An 18,728-nucleotide genomic window follows, 5' to 3' on the forward strand; every position below is an offset into this window, starting at 1 on the left:
CGTGACGGGTACAGCTCCCGCCGCGGCGGGAGCCGTACCCGTGCCGCCGTCACACCAGCGCGGCCGCCTTGCGCAGCAGCACCGACCGCTCGCGGACGTTGCGGCACAGCCGGGCGGCGAGCTCCAGCTCGGCACGCGCCTCGGCGGTCCGGCCGAGCCGGGCCAGCAGCTCGCCGCGCACGCTCGGGAGCAGGTGCGACCCCGCCAGGCCGTTGGAGGCGACCAGCTCGTCCACGATGGACAGCGCCTGCCGTGGTCCGTCCGCCATCGCGACGGCGACGGCCCGGTTGAGCTCGACGACGGGTGACGGGGCCACGCGGCCGAGCACCTCGTACAGGAGCACGACGCGCTCCCAGTCGGTCTCCGGCACCGAGGACGCCGACGCGTGGCAGGCGGCGATCGCCGCCTGCAGTCCGTAGGGTCCGAGGCCGCGTCCGACAGCCGAGGCCCGGCCGATCGCGGCCAGGCCGCGACGGATCGCCGACCGGTCCCACAGGCGCCGGTCCTGATCCTCCAGGAGCACCGCTTCGCCGTCGGGCCCGGTGCGTGCGGGAAAGCGCGCGGCCGTGAGCTCGAACAGGGCGAGCAGCCCGTGCACCTCCGGCTCGTCGGGCAGCAACGTGACCAGCATCCGGGCCAGCCGGATCGCCTCGTAGGCGAGATCGGGACGGAGCAGGCGGTCACCGGTCGTTGCCGTCGAGCCCTCCGTGAAGATCACGTACAGCACACTCAGGACACCGCCGAGCCGCTCGCGCCGTTCCTCGGACGGCGGCAGCTCGAACGGCACTTCCGCCGCGGCGATCGTCTTCTTCCCGCGTGTGATCCGCGCCTGGAGGGTCGGCACCGGCACGAGGAACGCCCGGGCGATCTCCTCGCTCGACAGGCCGCCCACCGCGCGCAGCGTCAAGGCCACGCGGGCCTCGGGCGAGAGCACCGGATGGCAGGCCACGAACATCAGCGCGAGGATGTCGTCGTCGATCCGGTCGGGATCCCACGGCAGGTCGTCCGGCCGGTCCCGCGGGGCCGTCGTGCCCGAGCTCGTCTCCCCCTCGGCGAGCCGGCCGGCGAGCATGGCGTACCGCTCGTCGAGCGCCGACCGGCGGCGGAAGGAGTCGACGGCGCGCCGCCGCGCGGTCGCCAGCAGCCAGCCCACCGGGTTCGCCGGCGCACCGTCGCGCGACCAGGTGACGAGTGCCTCCGCCACCGCCTCCTGCGCGACATCCTCGGCGAGCTCGAAGTCCCCGGTGTAGCGGGCCAGCGCCCCGACGATCCGTGCGGACTCGATCCGCCAGACGGCCTCGACGGCCCGCCGCGCCGACTCGGTGCTCGGCGGGCCGCCGGTGGCCGCGGGCGTCAAAGCTGGCCGGTCCGCTCGCGCCACACCCGCTCCCTGATGATCCACTCATTGTCCTGCGGGAACTCGTCGATGCCCGGCACCCGGCGGATCTCGCACTTCGTGCCGGCGACCGCGGGGAGTCGCTTGGCCCACTCGACCGCCTCCTCCTTCGAAGCCACGTCGAGCACGTAGAAGCCGCCGAACAGCTCCTTCGTCTCGCCGTACGGACCGTCGGTGACCACCGGCGTCTCGCCGTCGAAGTCGACCACCACGCCCTGGGCCGGGTCCTCCAGGCCCTCGGCGGCGACGAGCACGCCGGCCCGGATCAACTCGTCGTTGAAGCGGCCCATCGTCTCGAGCATCTGCTCGAAGGGCGCCTCCATCATCTTCGCGACGGATTCGTCCGTGCCTCGCAGGATCAGCATGTATTTCGCCATCTTCGATCTCCTTGACATCGGGGTCGCCTCTCGACCCTCTCACCTCTAGGTCGAACGGGGCGGCCGCGGATCGACACGGCAGGCGAACATCTGCGAGGGCGGTTCGCGAGTTGATGTCTCTTTGATCGCTTGCGCTGCAGGAGGAGAGCTGGTCACGGGTTCGTTGCCGGGCTACGGACGCGGCTGAGCGAGCGATCCCGGCTCGGTCTCCACGAGAATGCCGAGGCTGACCAGGCGTTTGAGCTTGGCGCGGGTGTTCTCGATGTTCTTCCGCTCCAGGGGCAGGTCCAGGGCCAGGCAGAGGTCACGTGCTCGTGTGGGCCGGCCGGCGCCGGTCATGCATGAGGGTGAGAAGTGGCCATGTACACGATTGCCGCCAGGATCACCCGATCGTCGACTCGCCGCCTTGCGGCCGGGTGGGCGCTGATGGGAGCACGCACTGCAACAGCGGGAAACCGCATGGGGTGCGCCGGCACGGACATGAGTCGTGCCTCTGCCCGAGGTTCTCCCGGCCGCTCGGACGCCCGGGTGAGCATGCGCACTCGCCATCCCGACGCGGTCGCTGCGAGACGCATGATTCCGGTGAGACCACGTCAGCTGGTATACAGACCTACATCAAGCGACAAGATCTTCCTTCGGGACACGCGCCCATTTGGGATCATCGTCCCCGACCGGTGCAGATCTCGACGCGAAAGAGGTGCCATGGCCGACCACCTGAGCGACGGCGATCCGACCCTCATCGGCTCCTACCGGCTGCACGCGAGGCTCGGCGGGGGAGGAATGGGGCAGGTGTTCCTGGGCCGTTCCCCGGGCGGGCGCCTGGTGGCGGTCAAGGTGGTCCGGCCAGAACTGGCCGACAACGCCGACTTCCGGCGTCGTTTCGCCGCCGAGGTGGACGCGGCCCGTAAGGTCGGCGGCTTCTACACCGCGCAGGTCGTGGACGCCGACACCGACGCCGCCCGGCCGTGGCTGGCCACCGCCTACATCCCCGGCCCCTCCCTGCACCAGGCCGTCGACGAGCACGGGCCGCTCCCGCTGGAGTCGGCCGCGGTGCTCGGCGCGGGGCTGGCCGAAGGACTCGCCGCCGTGCACGGTTGCGGGATGGTGCACCGCGACCTCAAACCCGCCAACGTCATCCTCGCCGAGGACGGTCCCCGCCTGATCGACTTCGGCATCGCCCGCGCCCTGGACGCCACCAGCCACACCCAGACCGCCACCGTGCTGGGCACCGCGGCGTTCATGTCCCCTGAACAGGCCATGGCGCAGGAGGTCGGGCCGGCCTCGGACGTGTTCTCGCTCGGCTGTGTCCTCGCCTTCGCCGCCACCGGCCGCGGTCCGTTCGGAACAGGACCCGCCCACGCGGTCGTCTACCGCGTCGTGCACGCCGAACCCGACCTGCGCGCGCTGCCCGCCCCGCTGGCCGATCTCGTGGTCGCCTGCCTGGCCAAGGACCCCGCCGCCCGGCCCGGCCTGCAGTACGTGCTGACCCGCCTCACCGCTCTCGCGACACCCGGCCAGGAACGGTGGCTGCCGGAGGCGCTCACCCAGGTCATCACCGAACGCCGGACCACGGCACTGACCGCCCTGCACGACCCGGCCGCTGCAACCAGCAGTCCCCAGCAGATGCCGCCGCCGCCAGAGCACACTGGTCAGCAGCGTTCACCCCAGCCGTTGCTGGTCAACGAACGCCGCCGGCGCCGCGGCAGCGAACCGAAGCCCCCCTCCACCGGCTACGAGATCGCCGTGTACGTGCTGCTCGCCCTGTTCGCCCTGGTGTCGGTGTCCACGGTGGCCCACCAGATCACCGTCCTCGACGATGCCGGACGGTACTACGACGAGTCGACCTTCGACGACATGCGCGATTTCCACGAGGGGCTCGGCGCCGTCCTATGGGCGGCCCAGATCGTCTCCGGCCTGGGGCTGGCGGCCTCGTGTCTGCTCTGGTTCCACCAAGCACGCGTCGCAGCCGAACAGCTCGCGCCCGGCAGGCTGCGATACCAGCCCTCCATGGCCGTGTACGGCTGGCTCATCCCGATCGGCAACCTGCTGCTGCCCAAACAGATCGCCGACGACATCTGGCACGCCTCCAGCCCGCCCGGACGCGACGGCACGACCGCGCCGGCCTGGCTCCTGCACGCGTGGTGGGCTCTGTGGCTGGCCACGCTCCTGACCTGGCCCCTGTTCTGGATCGAATGGACCACACTTCTCAGGACAAGCTCCATACTCCGGGAGAGTGGCGAAATCCTGACGTACGAGTTCAGGCTGAGAACCTGGCCCAGCCTGGCCGTGCACGCGCTGGTCGTGCCGACAACGATCGTCACTGCCCTGTTCGTGCGGCGGCTGGGCACCATGCAGGCGGCCAGACTCGACAACTAACCGCCGAGCACCTCCACGCCGGCCGTCGGGTTCCGGCCGTCGGGTGCTTCGCCGGGTCCGTCATCGAGGCGCCGGTGTCGGGCCAGGGCTCGCGGGGGTGACGACAGTCGGCTCCGCACCCGCCGGGCTTCGCTCCTCTGCCTGCTCGTCCTTCAGGACGCGCCTCCTTGCCCGATCCGCAGCGGCTTCGATCGTTGCTTTTACCAGCCTCGAACTGCCGCAATCACTACTGGGCAGGGGCTGTCACGTGCCGGACGTGTACGCGAGGTGAGCGGATGGCCGCAACGTCTCTTGCTTTGGTCTGGCGGGAGGCAGATCGAACACCCTTGCCGCGATCGTTGCGGCGCAATGCCCTGGCGGCTCTCCCGCCGACCCGATTTATGGGCCCGAGCAGCCGATCCCCGATTTGCCGGATGACTTGCGAGCGTTGGCCTTGCGAGCCCTCGAGCGGGTTCTCGCCGACGGTTCGGAGCTGAAGGATCTGTGGGACGAGAGCGACAGCTCGGCTGAGTGGCTTTCGGAGATCGAGAAGCTTCGAGCGGTGCTTCAGAGTCGGTGACGTCAGTCCTGACCGAAGAGGTACTCGCCGTCGTTGCCGCCGAGCAGAAAGACAAAGCGGTCAGCGTCTGCGCAGAGGTCGGCGGCGTCATAACCGGGGCACCCGACGAACTGCGCGAATCTGGCCTTGGCTTGGTCGTCGGTGGTGAGCCAGTCCTTGACGAACTCGAGCATCTCGCTGAGTTCGATGGCGTCCATGGCATCGAGCTTGACCACCTTCATGGTTCGGTGACCGATCGCAGATGCCGGGCGGCGGCCTGGGGGTTGTGGCTACGGAGGTATCGTCCGGCACCGCTTGTAGGTGAGAACTGACACCAATGGCGTTCGACGGTCTGTCGACGTCGGTGAATGCCGACACCACCCTGAGTAGTCAAGGACGCTCGCTGCGTGCTGGAGATGAACCCATCCGGCCTGGTGACACCCGGGCGATCATCCGCCGCCGGGGCCCGCGGGCGCCGCCCTCGCAGGGTGCCGTACTCCTCGGCTCCCGCCTCTTCTCGACTGATCGGCCCGGCGAACGCCTCCCTTGACAGCAGAGCGTGAGCCGCGTTTCATTTAACAGGTTGGTTAAATAAAGGGAGACTTCGGATGGCCGGCACTGACCAGCTCAGCGCGGTGTTCTCAGCGCTCGCAGACCCGACTCGACGGGCAATCCTCGTCGAGCTGGCCGAACACGACGCCACCGTCACCGAGCTAACCGCCTCCCTCCCCATCTCGATGCCGGCGGTGTCGCGACACCTGAAGGTGCTCGAGCGCGCCGCGCTCATCTCGCGGACACGGTCGGGCAAGTGGCGCGGGAGCCGCCTCCAGGCCGCCCCACTGCGCGACGCGGCCGACTGGATCGATCGCTACCGGCGCTTCTGGGACTCCTCCCTCACCCGCCTCGATGCCCACCTTGCCGCGGTGCAGGCCGCCGAACGCGCAACGGACCGGATGGCCGACGACCCCAAGGTCCCCGACAACCAGGAGCTCTAATGGAAACCGAAACACGGCAACTCGCTATCTCGCGCGTGTTCGACGCGCCACGTGAGCTCGTCTACCGAGCCTTCACCGATCCGGACCACCTGGCGGAGTGGTGGGGCCCGATGGGCAACTCGCTGCCGCGCGAGGAGATCGATTTCGACGTGCGTCCCGGCGGCTATCAGCGGTGGACGGAGGTCTCTGCCAACGAGCCAGACCTTCGCATTCACATCTACGTCAACCTCACAGACGTCACAGACGGCGAACTGCTTGAGGGCGTCATGCACGTAGCCGGCCAACTGCAGGAGGGCATCGAGCCGTTCACAACAAGATTCCGATTCGAGTTCCACGACGAGGGCGAGGGACGCACGCGACTCGAGATCCGCCAGTGGCTCCCACCGCACCTGGCGGGCCCCAGCGAGCTGGGTTGGCTCGAGGCGTTTACCAAGCTGGACGCCGCGCTGACAAGTGCCCAGATCGCGGCCGATCGTGAAGGTGTCGTGGCATGACCAAGCTGATCTACGTGACCAATGTGACTCTGGACGGCTACATCGAGGACGAGCGTGGCGCCTTCGACTTCGGCCCGGCGGACGCCGAGGTGTTCCGGTCCCACACAGACCTCCTGCAATCCGCGGGCACGTTCCTTTACGGGCGGCGCCTATACGAAACCATGGCCGTGTGGGAGACCGACGCCACGCTAGCGGCACAGTCCGAGCTCATGGCCGACTTCGCGACGGCCTGGCAGACAGCGAACAAGGTCGTCTACTCCACGACGCTGACCGCCGCGTCGACCGCCAACACCCGAGTCGAACGCCACTTCGACCCCACCGCAGTGCGCGAACTGAAGGCCGCGGCCGGCAGCGATATCACCGTAGGGGGTGCGAACCTCGCGTCCCAGGCATTCAAGGCCGGGCTGGTTGACGAGTGCCAGCTGTTCGTCTGGCCCACTGTCCTTGGTGGAGGAAAGCCGGCCTTACCGACCGACGCGCGCGCCGACCTCGAGCTCATCGATGAACGCCGATTCGGAAACGGTGTTGTACTCCTCCGGTACCGCCCTCTGGGACAGTGACTTGCGGCCCTGTCTGATTCGCCGGGCGCGAGCCTCCATGACGCGCGGAGCGCTTACGGCCGATCGGCCGGGGCGTATCTCGAGCACCCAGCGGTGTCGGTGAACCGGGTCGTCACCCGCAGGCTCCCGCGTCGAGCTCCATTCGGCGATCCGGCGCGACGCCCGTGCTGGACTGTCGAACCGAGCGCTCCAGCGCAAGCACCGAGTTGGCTACCGCACGGTCGCTGCTCAGCACGCCTTACAACATCGATGAAGTCGACCCCGACGGAGCACGCTTCCGCCGGACGAATCACGGCGATGTGGCCTTCGTCGGCCAGGTCGGCGAATATCGCGCCTGATCCATCGGGTCACGTGGAGAGCCGGATGCTCGGCCAACGGGCACGTCCGGCTCGGCGGGCGGGGATGGGAAAACCGACATTTGAGAAGGTGCACGGCGTCCTGTCCCCGACCCAACACATGCAGCTCGACCGTCGCGGCGCGGAACTGTTGTTCCAGGTCCTCACCGAACGCGAGGAGAAGGCCTCCGTCGCCATCGCGTCCAACGAGTCTTTCGGCGGCTGGACCAAGACCTTCACCGACCCCAGGCTCTGTGCCGCCATCGTTGACCGGCTCACCTTCGGTGGCACCATCCTCGAAACCGGCACCGACTCATACCGGCTGGCTCAAGCCACCAAGCAGCGGAACACCTGACCGCCCATCGGGCGCGAAAAGTGGTGTCTCCGCAGACCAACATCACCGGCACGGATCATGCCCAGGTGGTGTCGGGTCTCACCTACAAACGGTCGTCCAGCGCCACGTGCAGCTTGCTGGTCAGGCCACCCCGGGAGCGGCCCAGCGCCTCCCCGTCGACGGCCGCCACCGTCGCACCCGAGGCGCCGATGGCGGCAGATCCCCTTTTTTTCCGGGCGCCGGCGGCATGCTGGTGCGCCCGGGTGACGGTGGAGTCGACCGACACCTCCCACAGCTCGGCCGCGTCGTCGTCCTCGGCGAGCTGAACGTTGCCCTTGACGTGCTGGAAGATTGCCTCCCAGGTGCCGTCGGCGGTCCGCCTGCGCAGCCGCTCATGCAGGGTCTTCCACGGCCTGTACCGGTCGGGGACATCCCGCCAGGGCGCACCGGTCCGGGCCTGCCACAAGATCCCGTTGATCACTTGCCGATGGTCACGCCACTGACCGCCCTGCCCGCCGCCTTCCGGCAAGACCGACTTGATCATCTCCCACTGCCGATCGGTGAGTCCCCCCGATGCACCATGCCTTCAGCATGGCCGACCAGGCCAAATGCTCTGGCCGAAGATTCACAGGACAGGTCCTGGTGCTGCGTTCCTGAATGAGGGCGTGCATTCCTTCTGACCTGCGGCGATCCTGGTCTCAACCGGATTTCGCGCCAAATCTCTCCGCCCCCCGAACAGGCGATCCTGACGACTCCCGAAGCCGCGGGCCAACGTGACTCGATCACCAGAGCGGGCGGCGCGCCACACGATCGGCGCGCCGCCCGTTAGCTGGTCTTGAGCGTCACAAGGTGAGTGGCTCGGTCACTCCGAGATCGAGACGAGCACCAGCGTCATGACGGCCGCGACCACGACGCCGGCGACCGCGAACGCGAACGCGAACCGGTAGGGATGTCGCTCGACCCATGGCACCAGGCCCGGGTACGTTTTGGCCAGTTCGTTGGCGTCAACGGCGTGATCGGGGCCACTGCACGGCACGCCGAGAGCGCTCACCAGCCGGTCGATGTCCTCGCGCGCGTAGCCGCTACCGGGCACCCTGATGAGCAGATTGCGCTGTGCGTCAAGCACGAACAGGGTGTCGCCGGGCGATGCCCGCGGCGCGACGAGGGTCGCGCGCACCACTTCCGCGGCGTGCGAGCGTGACCGGCGCTGCTGGAAGAATATCCCTCGCAGAACGATCTCGTGCGCCGTCAGGACGATCCGGGCCCGGAAGAAGGCACAGCTCCCCAGGGCGATCAGCACGGCGAAGACGGCACCCATGATCGGGGCGAACACCGTCGGGGCGTCGCCAACCAGGATGGCGGCGACGATGGCCACGGTGGCCACCAACGCGGCGATCAGGAAGGCCGCCCCCTTCCGGGCATCCGGCCGCAGAACGAGGTCCCCCTGAATATCTCGCACGCGAACACCCCTCTTTGTTTCCTTTCTTCCAATCTGCCTTATCAGGGGCGATGCTCTGACCTTGCGGGAACGCCGGCTCCGGCGCGGGCTGCACCGTGCGAAACCCACCTGACGGCCCGCCGACCGATCGCCGGGGGCCCTGGACGCAGGCGCTCCACGACGGCTGACCAGAAGCGGGCCACAGCCTCAGCGCCGTGCGGCCCCTGAAAGGCCGTTGCCGATCCTCGGATGATCTTCAAGCTGCCATCTCTGCTGATGAGGGGCAGTCTGCCTAGGAGTGACATGCGTGAGCCTCTACACCTTGACGCATAGCCACGGGCGGAGCCTTTCGGGCCATCGAACACGGCCTGCACTGGTTCAGGCGCGGGGATGGCGGGCCGGTGGCCGTCAGCCAGCGATCGAGACGGTGTGGCGCGCGTGCGACCGACTCACGTGCTGCGACCCACCACGAAGGCGGTGGACGCGAGCGTGCTGCTGTCCGCGAGGTCGGGCGACTTGACCTGCGAAAACAGGAGGCGGCAGTCAGAATGCCCATGTCAGGATGGTCGCTTTGCATCCGATGTGAAGGAAAGGAGGGACCATGCCTAGCGCCATCACTTTGATCCGTTCCGCTTCTCTGTCCGACGTCGCCCAGTACGCTTACGCGGCCACGGTGCCTGCCGAGTCACGACTCATCTTCCTCGCCGGAGCGTGTCCCCTGAACGAGGACGGCTCGACGGCAGCGATTGGGGACTACGCGGGCCAAGCAGCGAAAGCCATCGAGAACATGCAGGCGGCTCTCACTGCCTCTGGCGCATCGTCGCGGCGGCCGTGTTCGTCACCCGGCTGATCCCCGTCGTGCGCACACTCACGCCGGCCGCGGCCGGTGCCGCCCAGGCGCGGTACGGGCGCTTCCTGCCCGCCTCGCTGGCGGGATCGCTGCTCTGGTCGGCGTTATACGTGAGCCTGGGCGCGTTCGCGGGCGCCTCCGCCGCCCACCTGGAGCGGCTGCTGGGACGCGCGTCTTGGATCCTGCTCGGCGCCCTGGCCGTGCTCGTCGTGGTGGTGACCCTGATACGGCGCAGGCGCGCGAAAGCGAAGACATCGCCGTAACCAGGGTGAACCTCGCGCAGGGTGACCTTGATCTGGTGAACGGTGCTCGCAGTGCCCACGACGGCCACCGTATCGGCGTGATCATCACCGGAATCGGGTTATGCGCCTTTCCTGCGGCGCGGCTGTCCCACTCCTCCGGGGTGGCCCGCAGATGCTGGGCCACGTCGGGGAGCCAAGCTGATGCGCTTCGTGCCGCGCAGTGTCATGGTCGGTTTCGTCAACGCCCTGGCCAACTTGGTCGTCATGGCCCAGGTCCCCGAACTTATCGACGTGCCCTGGATCGTCTACCCGCTGGTCGCCGGCGCGCTCGCGCTCATGGTGTTCCTACCCCGCCTGACAAGGCGATCCCGGCTCCGCTGATCTCGATCATCGCGCTGACCGCGCTCATCATCGGCGCCCACCTAGTGTGGCGCGTCTGAAATTCTTCGGCTAAGTCTAGACTGTCGTTATGGCACGGACAGGAAGGCCGAAGGCCGAGGTGACGCTGACCGACCAGGAGCGGGCGACGCTGGAGCGCTGGGCACGGCGGGCGAAGTCGTCGCAGGTGCTGGCGATGCGATCCAAAATCGTGCTGGCGTGTGCGGACGGCAGGGACAACATCGAGATCGCCGCGGATCTGCGGGTGCATCGTGACACGGTCTCCAAGTGGCGTAACCGATTCGTCAAGCTGCGACTGGAGGGTCTGATGGACGAACAGCGTCCAGGCCGGCCACCGTCGATCGGCCTGGACCAGGTCGAACAGGTCGTAGTAGCGACCTTGGAACAGACACCCAAAGGCGCCACGCACTGGTCGAGGGCCTCGATGGCCCAGCGCAGCGGACTGTCGAAGTCGACGATCGGGCGGATCTGGCGGGACTTCGGGCTCAAACCGCACCAGGCCGACACCTTCAAACTGTCCACCGACCCGTTGTTCGTGGAGAAGGTCGTCGATGTGGTGGGGCTGTATCACAACCCGCCGGAACGGGCGGTGGTGTTGTGCGTGGATGAAAAGTCCCAGATCCAGGCACTGGACCGCTCCCAGCCGGTGCTGCCGATGATGCCCGGCATGCCCGAGCGCCGCACCCCCGACTACGTGCGCAACGGGATCACCAGCCTGTTGGCCGCCTTCAACGTCGAAGACGGAACCGTCATCGGCGAGTTGCACCGCCAGCACCGCGCCGCGGAGTTCAAGAAGTTCCTGATCACGATCGACAAGACGGTGCCCGCCGAACTGGACGTCCATTTGATCTGCGACAACTACGGCACGCACAAGACTCCGGCGATCAAGGCGTGGCTGGCGCGGCATCCCCGCTTCCATATGCACTTCACCCCCACCGGTTCGTCGTGGATCAACCAGGTCGAGCGGTGGTTCGGCTTCCTGACCGACCAGTTGATCAGGCGTGGAGTCCACAAGAGTGTGCAGACGCTGGAGGCCGACATCCGCGACTGGATCAGCCAGTGGAACGAGGATCCCAAGCCGTTCGTGTGGAAGAAGACTGCGGAGGAGATCCTCGAATCCCTCACCCGATATTGCCGACGAATTTCAGGCGCGCCACACTAGTGCTGCGTTCCTCAAAGCAGGTGGACGAACGTAAGGCGTAGGGTCCGGGGCCGTGGTGGTGGTCGTCCCCAGATCCAGGGCTGGGCGTGGGTGTTGAGCTGTGTGGTGGCGACGGCGACCGCGTGGGCGATCTCGGTGGCGTCGGCGAAGGTCTGTCCGGCGAACGCGGCCCGGCGCAGCAGTCGCCAGCCTTCGGCCAGATTGAGCCGGCAGGCCTTGACCGGGATGAACACCTGGCGGATCCGCGGATGACGGGCCAGCCATTGCCCCGCAGGGTCCGGCGGACCTGGCTGCGGGCGATGAGGATGCCCGCCGCGCGGACGGCGGCGGTCAGGCTGTCCAGCGTCCACTGCGGCGGGGCGCCTTCATCGGCCGCGATCAGGTCGCCGGTCTCGTCGCGGGCCAGGCGTCCGGGCGGGGTCGAGCGTAACCCCGCCGAGGCCGGGTTCGTCCCCCAGCCCAAGCGGTGGGTGGTGGAGCAGACCTACGGCACGATGTCCCCGCACCGTCGCCTGGTGCGCGACTACGAACACGATCTGGCCAGCTCCGAATCGCGCGTGCATCGGGCGATGACCGACGTGATGACCCGCCGGCTGACCGGCACCTCCACCCCCACCTGGCGCTCGGCATGAGTATCGACAACATGAGCGCCCCGGCCCCCGGCACGTGGCTGCTGGACCGAATCGACGCCCGCGAGAAGGCCCTGACCAGCCAGATCGAACAGGCCCAAGCCCAGGTCGAGGTGTTGACCGGTCACCTGCGGGAACTCGATCAGGACCTCGATCACCTCCGGATCACCCGCCAGACTCTGCTCGTCCCGGCCGCCGAGCCCAATCCGGCACTGGCGCCGCCACCAGTTCCCGTGGTCCCTGATCACCCCGCCTACCAGCAGATTCTCACCCTCATGCATGACCGGCACCGGCCGGCCCACACGAGCACGTGACCTCTGCCTGGCCCTGGACCTGCCCCTGGAGCGGAAGAACATCGAGAACACCCGCGCCAAGCTCAAATGCCTGGTCAGCCTCGGCATTCTCGTGGAGACCGAGCCGGGATCGCTCGCTCAGCCGCGTCCGTAGCCCGGCAACGAGCCCGTGACCAGCTCTCCTCCTGCAGCGCAAGCGATCAAAGAGACATCGACTCGCGAACCGCCCTCCGAGAACAGCCATTGGCGGTGAGACCGATCGTCGTCGGATCCCGGGGGTCGGCGTGGGAGGGCCCGACGACGCCGGCAGGCGATTACGCCTCAGCCGGTCGCAGCCGACGGCCTGGACCCGCTTGTTGATCACTAGGTGAAAATGTGGCGGCTGGAATGGCCCCTCCCTGGTCTGTGCCACCGAACCCTGAGCGGTGTGACAGGCCCTCCGGAGGGGTCAGGCGGGCTCGTCGGGCTTGCCGGTGTCCGGGTCGACCAGCTCGGGGGCACGGTGTTCGTACGGCGTGCTGAGCACCACCGTCGTCCGGGTCGAGACGTTGGCCGCGCTGCGGATCTGGTTGAGCAGCTCCTCCAGGGCGAGCGGCGACGCCACCCGCACCTTGAGGATGTAGCTCTCGTCCCCGGCCACGCTGTGGCAGGCCTCGATGGCGCTCAGGTGGGCCAGCCGTTCGGGGGCGTCGTCGGCGGCGGCCGGGTCGATCGGCTTGATGGACACGAACGCGGTCAGCGACAGGCCGATCGCGTCGTGGTCCACCAGCGCGGTGTATCCCCGCACCACCCCGCGCTTCTCCAGCCGACGCACCCTCTGGTGCACCGCCGACACCGACAGCCCGGTCTCCCTGGCGAGGTCGGTGAAGCTCATCCGGCCATCCCTGGCCAGCAATGTCACGATCCGGCGGTCGATCTCCTCCACCCGATCAACGGTAACGGCACCCGGCGGCCGCCCGCGCCGCTCCATGGTCACGGCATGGTCCCAACCACGACCGTCTCCCGCCGCCGGGCTCAGCCGTCCTCTCCGGCGGTCGCCGGCGCCGTCCCCTGCGGCGACGCCACCGTGACGGGCAGGGTGATGACGAAGCGGGCCCCGTCGGAGTAGTCGGTGTCGAGCCGGATCCTCCCCTGATGCTGCTCGACGATCTTCCGGCAGAGCGCCAGGCCGATCCCGGTGCCCCCGTAGGCGTCGCGGTGGTGGAGCCGTTGGAAGATGACGAAGATCTTCTCGGCGAAGTTGGGGGCGATGCCGATGCCGTTGTCGGTCAGGGTCATCCGCCACTGCCCGTCCTGCTCCTCGGCCTCGATCCGGATGTGCGGCCTGCGGTCCGCCCCGCGGAACTTCAGGGAGTTGCCGATCAGGTTCTGCCAGAGCATCACGAACTGGGTCCGGTCGCCGACGATCACCGGCAGGTCGCCGACGTCGATCTCGGCCTCGGACTCCTCGACGGCGGCGGAGAGGTTGACCAGCGCCCTGTCGACCACGTCGTTGAGGTCCATCTCGACGGGCTCCTGGTGGACGCGGCCCACCCGGGAGAAGGTGAGCAGCTCGTTGATGAGCACCTGCATCCGCTTGGCGCCGTCGACGGCGAAGTCGATGTAGGTGTTGGCCCTCTCGTCGAGCTGGGAGGCGTAGCGCTGCTGGAGCATCTGGCAGAAGGAGGCGATCTTGCGCAGCGGTTCCTGGAGGTCGTGGGAGGCCACGTAGGCGAACTGCTCAAGCTCGGCGTTGGAGCGCTTCAGCTCCTCCGTCTGCGCGGCGATCTGCTGCCGGGAGGCGCGGGCCTCCTCCAGCTCGCTGACGATCCGCGTGCGCATCGCCTCCATGTCACCGGCCAGCGCGGCGAGGTCCGCGGGCCCGCCGGTGTCGATGTGGTGCTCGAAGTCACCGCCGGTGACGCGGCGCGAGGCGTCGCGCAGGCGGGCGAGGGGGCGGAACACCGCGATCCGCAACAGCACCGCCACCGTGATGACGGTGACCAGGAAGGCGACCAGGATGGCGAAGAAGGTCACGTCCCGGAGGGTGCGGGCGGCGGCCAGCTCGGCGCGCGCGGTGTCCCTGGCCCGGCTCCAGGCGGCGTTCTGGTCGTCGAGCGCGCCTCGGATGGCGTCGAAGGCCTGCTTGCCGGCCTCGGCCTGCGCGGCGCTGACGGTCTCCGGCCCGGAGGCGCGCACGTGCTCGATCATCGGTGCCGCGTAACCGGAGCGCCACCGGGCGCTCAGCCCGTCCACGGCCTCCAGCTCCCGTAGCGCTCGCGCCATCGGCGCCACGGTCCGGATCTGCGACGACGCGGCGGCCTGGTTACGCTGTCCGTCCTCGTACGGCTGGAGGAACTCCTCCTTGCCGGTGAGGACGAACCCCCGCAGCCCGGTCTCCTGGTTCACCAGGGCCGTCTGCATGCGCTCCGCCTGGATCCTGCCCACCGAGATCTCGTCGATGAGGCGGTTGGACGCCTGGGCGGCGTTCCGCAGGACGACGGCGCCGATCACCGCCGACAGGGCGAGGAGCACCGCCATGGCCAGCAACACGACGTTGAACCACGTCTGCGCGCTCCAGCGGCTCCGCCCGGACTCGGCCGGGCGCGCGTGGTCGGTGGTCATCGAATTCCCATCTCACGAACCTTCGTCTGCCCGAAGCCATGGAAACCCGGCAGCTGACGAAAGATACCGGAACGGGGCGCTTCTCCAGCAAGCGATCGCGCCCTCCGGCCCCTCGGCCGCGTTCCTCCCACGGCGAGGCTGCGAAGCTGGTGCGGCCGGTGCCGTCACACTGACCACGGTGATCGGCTCATACGCTCTGGGAGGTAGTCGTGTCCGACGAATTCGACGTGATCGTGGTAGGCGCCGGCCCGGCGGGCGAGAACGCCGCGGCCCGCGCGGCCCGCGGCGGGCTGAGCGTCGCGGTGGTGGAGGAGGAGCTGGCGGGCGGGGAGTGCGCCTACTGGGCATGCATCCCCAGCAAGGCCCTGCTCCGCCCGGTGGAGCTGGCGGCGGACGTCGGCCGGGTGCCCGGCCTGGCGCTGCGGCCGATCGACGTCGACGCCGTGCTCGCCCGGCGCGACGAGGCCGTGTCGCACCTGGACGACGGCAAGCAGGTGCAGTGGATCAAGAGCGTCCCGGCGGAGTTCTTCCGGGGACGCGGGCGGCTGCGGGGCCCCAGGCAGGTCGAGGTGACCGCCCCCGACGGCTCCACGCGCCTGCTGCGCGCCCGGCACGCCGTGGTGCTGGCCACCGGCAGCCGCCCGGTGATCCCGCCGACCCCCGGGCTGGCGGAGGCCTCACCGTGGACGAGCCGCGAGGCGACCGGCGTCCGCGCCGTCCCGAAACGGCTGGCCGTGCTGGGCGGAGGCGTGGTGGCCTGCGAGATGGCGCAGGCCCTGCACGGGCTCGGCGCCGAGGAGACGACGATGCTGGTGCGCGGGCGCACGCTGCTCGGCCGGATGGAACCGTTCGCCGGAGAGCTCCTGGTGGCCTCGCTCCGCGACGGCGGCGTCCAGGTGCGCACCGGCGCCCAGGTGACCCGGGTCGAACGGCCCGAGCCGGGCGGCCCGGTGACCGTCCACCTCGCCGAGGGCGCGCCGGTGGAGGCCGACGAGCTGCTGGTGGCCACCGGCCGCAGGCCCGCGACCGGTGATCTCGGGCTCGACACCGTCGGCCTGCCCGACACCGATCCGGTGCGGGTCGACGACAGCATGCGCGCGACCGGGGTCGACGGCGGCTGGCTGTACGCCGTGGGCGACGTCAACGGCCGCAACCTGCTCACCCACATGGGCAAGTACCAGGCCCGGGTGTGCGGCGACGTCATCGCGGCGCGGGCGCGGGGGGAGCGTGACGACCTGCCCGCGATGCGGGACACGGCGGACGGGTACGGGGCGCCGCAGGTGGTCTTCACCGACCCGCAGGTCTGCGCCGTCGGCCGGACCGAGGCCGCCGCCAGGGCCGAGGGGTTCGACGTGCGCGTGGTCGAGTACGACCTGGGCGCGGTGTCGGGGGCCTACCTGCTCGGCGACGGCTACCGGGGCAGGGCCAAGGCCGTCGTGGACGAGGACCGGCGCGTCCTGCTCGGCGTGACGTTCGCCGGGCCGGGCGTGGCCGAGCTGCTGCACTCCGCGACGGTCGCGGTCACCGGCGAGGTGACGCTGGACCGGCTCTGGCACGCCGTGCCGTCCTTCCCGACGGTGAGCGAGGTCTGGCTGCGGCTGCTGGAGGAGTACGGACTCTGACCTGCGGACGGCACGGCGGGGCGGGGGCTGCATGGCTGGACGAGGGCGGCGGGGCGGCACGGCCCCGCCGTGCCGCAGCGTCTCCAGGCCGCCCTCGGATCTGATCTTCGTCTCCCGTGGCGCTCCGCGCCCTCACGGTGACCGCCCGGCGGACCTGATCTTCGACTCCCGTGGCACTCCGCGTCCCCACGATGACCGCCCGACGGACCTGATCTTCGACTCCCGGGCCCTCCCCTCTCCACGGTGACCGCCCAACTCTCCACGGTGACCGCCCGACGGAACTGATCTTCGACTCCTGGGGCTGCCCCCTCTCTACGGTGACCGCCCGGCGGCCGGCCGCTCCGGCGCGGGGAGTAGCGTGGTCAATAGCTGGATATTTATACATATTTCGCCGTGATCACGCCGCGGCCGCCGGCCTCCACCGCCTCGCGGGCCGGCGCTCCCGCCTCTCCACGGGCCGTCATACACGCACCACAGGCGTTCCGTCGGCGGCCGCCCACGGGCCGGACGCCGACTCACCGGAGACCGTACGCCGGGGACCGCGGGGGTACGTGAAGCCGACCGGAGCCGACGAGTTCATCGCGGGCACCGAGACCCACGACTCCGCCGATCGGCCGCACTCCTACGAGCTGCTCTCCGACCTCTGGAGCACCTGACGGCATCCGAAGACCACGCACCGGCGGCGAGGACCCACACGATGGAAGCAACGCCCGCGAAGATCACGCCCGCGAAGACCACCCCGGCGCAGGCCGCGCCCGGGGAGGCCACGCCCGCTGAGGGAACGCCCGCGCAGGCCACGCCCTCGGAGGCCACGCCCTCGGAGGAAACGCCCGGGGAGGCCACGCCCGCGCAGGCCGCGCCCGGGGGAACGGCGCCCGCGGAAGCGGCCCCCACCCTTTTCGATCCCGTGCGGCTGGGCGCCGTGTCCCTGCCCAACCGCGTCGCCATGGCGCCGATGACCCGTTCCAGAGCGGAGCCCGACGGCACCCCCACCCCGCTCATGGCCACCTACTACGCCCAGCGCGCCTCCGCCGGCCTCATCATCGCCGAAGGCACCCACCCCGGCCCCGCCGGCCGCATCGGCCCTGGCGCGCCGGGTCTGCACACCGACGAGCACCAGCGCGGCTGGGCCCGCGTCGCGGACGCGGTGCACGAGGCGGGCGGGCACATCTTCGTCCAGCTCATGCACGCGGGCCGCCTGGCCCACCCCGCCTTCCTGCCCGACGGCCTGCACCCGCTCGCGCCCTCGCCGGTCCGCGCCCGCGCCCTCGTCTACACTCCGGACGGACGGCTCGACGCGGTCACGCCCCGGGAACTGACCGGCGCGCGGATCCGCCGGATCATCGACGACTTCGCCCGGGCGGCCCGGCGCGCGGTCGCCGCAGGCCTGGACGGCGTGGAGATCCACGCCGCCAACGGCTACCTTCTGCACCAGTTCCTCGGTGACAGCAGCAACCTGCGCACCGACAGGTGGGGCGGCGACACCGCCGGGCGGATCCGGACGGTCGTCGAGGTCGTGCGCGCGGTCGCCGCGGCCGTCGGGCCGGATCGCGTGGGGCTGCGGATCTCCCCCGGCAACCACTACGGCGACATGGCCGAGCACGACCCGGGCGAGGTCTACACCGCGCTGATCCGCGAGCTCGCCGACGATCCGATCGCCTACCTGCATCTGAGGGAGACCGGGGACGCCGCCCTGGACGGGCGGGTCCGCGCGCTCTGGCCGGCCGCCCTGATCGTCACCCCGCAGAACAACCCCTGCGACCTGGCCAAGGCCCATCCGGCCGCGTGGTGGTTGAAACGCGGCGCCGACATGGTGGCCTTCGGAGGCGCCTTCGTCGCGAATCCCGACCTGGTCGAACGGCTGCGCCTCGGAGCCCCCCTGAACCAGCCCGCCTCCACCGGCGTCTACGGCGGCGGCGCGGAGGGCTACACCGACTACCCCACCCTGAGCGAGCAGGCTCGCGGCCGGGGGTGAGGATCAGGCCGGAGCGGCGCCGCCCGATGCCCGCCTCCCCCGGCAACCCACCCCGGGACCGGCGCCGGGTGCCGTCGCCGCTCCTCGCTCCGCGGGGCCGGCAGCTCCA

21 protein-coding genes and 2 pseudogenes are annotated in these 18,728 nt (G+C 69.8%); 14 read left to right on the forward strand and 9 right to left on the reverse strand.

The window, feature by feature from the left end; all coding sequences use genetic code 11:
* Positions 1 to 49: 49 nt before the first annotated feature.
* The 3 genes from SROS_RS28080 to SROS_RS51225 all read right to left on the reverse strand — a co-directional run bounded on the left by SROS_RS28080 (position 50) and on the right by SROS_RS51225 (position 2,112).
* Complete coding sequence (locus SROS_RS28080) at positions 50 to 1,357, reverse strand: RNA polymerase sigma factor (protein WP_012892306.1); 1,308 nt, start codon at positions 1,355 to 1,357, stop codon at positions 50 to 52.
* A complete protein-coding gene (locus tag SROS_RS28085) occupies positions 1,354 to 1,773 on the reverse strand; it encodes a YciI family protein (protein WP_012892307.1) in 420 nt (139 codons plus the stop codon). Before SROS_RS28085 ends, SROS_RS28080 begins: the two co-directional genes overlap by 4 nt.
* Before the next feature lie 171 nt (positions 1,774 to 1,944).
* Positions 1,945 to 2,112, reverse strand: a complete 168-nt coding sequence (locus SROS_RS51225) for a hypothetical protein (RefSeq protein WP_169369394.1) — start codon at positions 2,110 to 2,112, stop codon at positions 1,945 to 1,947.
* Between the two features lie 363 nt (positions 2,113 to 2,475).
* Between SROS_RS51225 and SROS_RS48790 the strand changes: the two genes are divergently transcribed.
* Positions 2,476 to 4,149: a protein kinase domain-containing protein gene (locus SROS_RS48790; RefSeq protein WP_012892308.1), complete on the forward strand. Its 1,674-nt coding sequence runs from the start codon at positions 2,476 to 2,478 to the stop codon at positions 4,147 to 4,149.
* Between the two features lie 334 nt (positions 4,150 to 4,483).
* Positions 4,484 to 4,708, forward strand: coding sequence for a DUF4259 domain-containing protein (locus tag SROS_RS54555; protein WP_425358639.1), 225 nt, complete (start codon positions 4,484 to 4,486; stop codon positions 4,706 to 4,708).
* Between the two features lie 2 nt (positions 4,709 to 4,710).
* Here the strand turns inward: SROS_RS54555 and SROS_RS28095 are convergent, their stop codons facing one another.
* Positions 4,711 to 4,929 (reverse strand): hypothetical protein, encoded by a 219-nt coding sequence (locus SROS_RS28095; RefSeq protein WP_012892309.1) that lies wholly within the window; start codon positions 4,927 to 4,929, stop codon positions 4,711 to 4,713.
* 366 nt (positions 4,930 to 5,295) lie between these two features.
* Here SROS_RS28095 and SROS_RS28100 point away from each other — a divergent pair, with 366 nt between their 5' ends.
* The 4 genes and pseudogenes from SROS_RS28100 to SROS_RS28115 all read left to right on the forward strand — a co-directional run.
* Positions 5,296 to 5,682 carry an ArsR/SmtB family transcription factor gene (locus SROS_RS28100; RefSeq protein WP_012892310.1) on the forward strand — a complete coding sequence of 129 codons (387 nt, stop codon included), beginning with the start codon at positions 5,296 to 5,298 and terminating at the stop codon, positions 5,680 to 5,682.
* Positions 5,682 to 6,176 (forward strand): SRPBCC family protein, encoded by a 495-nt coding sequence (locus SROS_RS28105; protein ID WP_012892311.1) that lies wholly within the window; start codon positions 5,682 to 5,684, stop codon positions 6,174 to 6,176. Before SROS_RS28100 ends, SROS_RS28105 begins: the two co-directional genes overlap by 1 nt.
* Positions 6,173 to 6,736, forward strand: coding sequence for a dihydrofolate reductase family protein (locus tag SROS_RS28110; RefSeq protein WP_012892312.1), 564 nt, complete (start codon positions 6,173 to 6,175; stop codon positions 6,734 to 6,736). The genes SROS_RS28105 and SROS_RS28110 overlap by 4 nt, the downstream gene beginning before the upstream one ends.
* Before the next feature lie 453 nt (positions 6,737 to 7,189).
* A pseudogene (locus tag SROS_RS28115) lies at positions 7,190 to 7,426 on the forward strand (ATP-binding protein); the annotation flags it as partial.
* 82 nt (positions 7,427 to 7,508) lie between these two features.
* Here SROS_RS28115 and SROS_RS28120 read toward each other — a convergent pair.
* Positions 7,509 to 7,958 (reverse strand): annotated as a pseudogene (locus SROS_RS28120) (IS5 family transposase); the annotation flags it as partial.
* Between the two features lie 309 nt (positions 7,959 to 8,267).
* Complete coding sequence (locus tag SROS_RS28125) at positions 8,268 to 8,864, reverse strand: hypothetical protein (protein ID WP_012892313.1); 597 nt, start codon at positions 8,862 to 8,864, stop codon at positions 8,268 to 8,270.
* A gap of 810 nt (positions 8,865 to 9,674) precedes the next feature.
* On the opposite strand from SROS_RS28125, the gene SROS_RS28130 reads away from it, so the two are divergent.
* The 3 genes from SROS_RS28130 to SROS_RS28140 all read left to right on the forward strand — a co-directional run bounded on the left by SROS_RS28130 (position 9,675) and on the right by SROS_RS28140 (position 11,496).
* Complete coding sequence (locus SROS_RS28130) at positions 9,675 to 9,956, forward strand: DedA family protein (protein ID WP_245564301.1); 282 nt, start codon at positions 9,675 to 9,677, stop codon at positions 9,954 to 9,956.
* A gap of 189 nt (positions 9,957 to 10,145) precedes the next feature.
* Complete coding sequence (locus tag SROS_RS28135) at positions 10,146 to 10,316, forward strand: hypothetical protein (RefSeq protein ID WP_245564302.1); 171 nt, start codon at positions 10,146 to 10,148, stop codon at positions 10,314 to 10,316.
* A gap of 88 nt (positions 10,317 to 10,404) precedes the next feature.
* Positions 10,405 to 11,496, forward strand: coding sequence for an IS630 family transposase (locus SROS_RS28140; RefSeq protein ID WP_012891233.1), 1,092 nt, complete (start codon positions 10,405 to 10,407; stop codon positions 11,494 to 11,496).
* A gap of 11 nt (positions 11,497 to 11,507) precedes the next feature.
* Here the strand turns inward: SROS_RS28140 and SROS_RS28145 are convergent, their stop codons facing one another.
* Entirely contained in the window at positions 11,508 to 11,729 is a 222-nt protein-coding gene (locus SROS_RS28145; RefSeq protein ID WP_245564303.1) for a hypothetical protein, read from the reverse strand.
* 15 nt (positions 11,730 to 11,744) lie between these two features.
* Between SROS_RS28145 and SROS_RS28150 the strand changes: the two genes are divergently transcribed.
* The 3 genes from SROS_RS28150 to SROS_RS51230 are packed head-to-tail and all read left to right on the forward strand — an operon-like array spanning position 11,745 to position 12,572.
* Positions 11,745 to 12,128 carry a hypothetical protein gene (locus SROS_RS28150; protein WP_245564304.1) on the forward strand — a complete coding sequence of 128 codons (384 nt, stop codon included), beginning with the start codon at positions 11,745 to 11,747 and terminating at the stop codon, positions 12,126 to 12,128.
* Positions 12,125 to 12,439, forward strand: coding sequence for a hypothetical protein (locus SROS_RS28155; protein ID WP_148269227.1), 315 nt, complete (start codon positions 12,125 to 12,127; stop codon positions 12,437 to 12,439). Before SROS_RS28150 ends, SROS_RS28155 begins: the two co-directional genes overlap by 4 nt.
* A complete protein-coding gene (locus tag SROS_RS51230) occupies positions 12,405 to 12,572 on the forward strand; it encodes a hypothetical protein (protein ID WP_169369395.1) in 168 nt (55 codons plus the stop codon). The genes SROS_RS28155 and SROS_RS51230 overlap by 35 nt, the downstream gene beginning before the upstream one ends.
* Positions 12,573 to 12,866: 294 nt before the next feature.
* On the opposite strand, the gene SROS_RS28160 is transcribed toward SROS_RS51230, so the two are convergent.
* Positions 12,867 to 13,343, reverse strand: a complete 477-nt coding sequence (locus tag SROS_RS28160; protein ID WP_012892314.1) for an Lrp/AsnC family transcriptional regulator — start codon at positions 13,341 to 13,343, stop codon at positions 12,867 to 12,869.
* An 89-nt stretch (positions 13,344 to 13,432) separates the two neighbouring features.
* Entirely contained in the window at positions 13,433 to 15,022 is a 1,590-nt protein-coding gene (locus SROS_RS28165; protein WP_012892315.1) for a sensor histidine kinase, read from the reverse strand.
* Between the two features lie 209 nt (positions 15,023 to 15,231).
* Here SROS_RS28165 and SROS_RS28170 point away from each other — a divergent pair, with 209 nt between their 5' ends.
* Together SROS_RS28170 and SROS_RS28175 are read left to right on the forward strand one after the other, a co-directional pair.
* Positions 15,232 to 16,644 carry a dihydrolipoyl dehydrogenase family protein gene (locus tag SROS_RS28170; protein ID WP_012892316.1) on the forward strand — a complete coding sequence of 471 codons (1,413 nt, stop codon included), beginning with the start codon at positions 15,232 to 15,234 and terminating at the stop codon, positions 16,642 to 16,644.
* A 697-nt stretch (positions 16,645 to 17,341) separates the two neighbouring features.
* Positions 17,342 to 18,619: an alkene reductase gene (locus tag SROS_RS28175; protein ID WP_012892317.1), complete on the forward strand. Its 1,278-nt coding sequence runs from the start codon at positions 17,342 to 17,344 to the stop codon at positions 18,617 to 18,619.
* The last annotated feature ends 109 nt before the right edge of the window (positions 18,620 to 18,728 follow it).

The sequence above is a fragment of the Streptosporangium roseum DSM 43021 genome, from assembly GCF_000024865.1.
GTDB classification, from domain to species: domain Bacteria; phylum Actinomycetota; class Actinomycetes; order Streptosporangiales; family Streptosporangiaceae; genus Streptosporangium; species Streptosporangium roseum.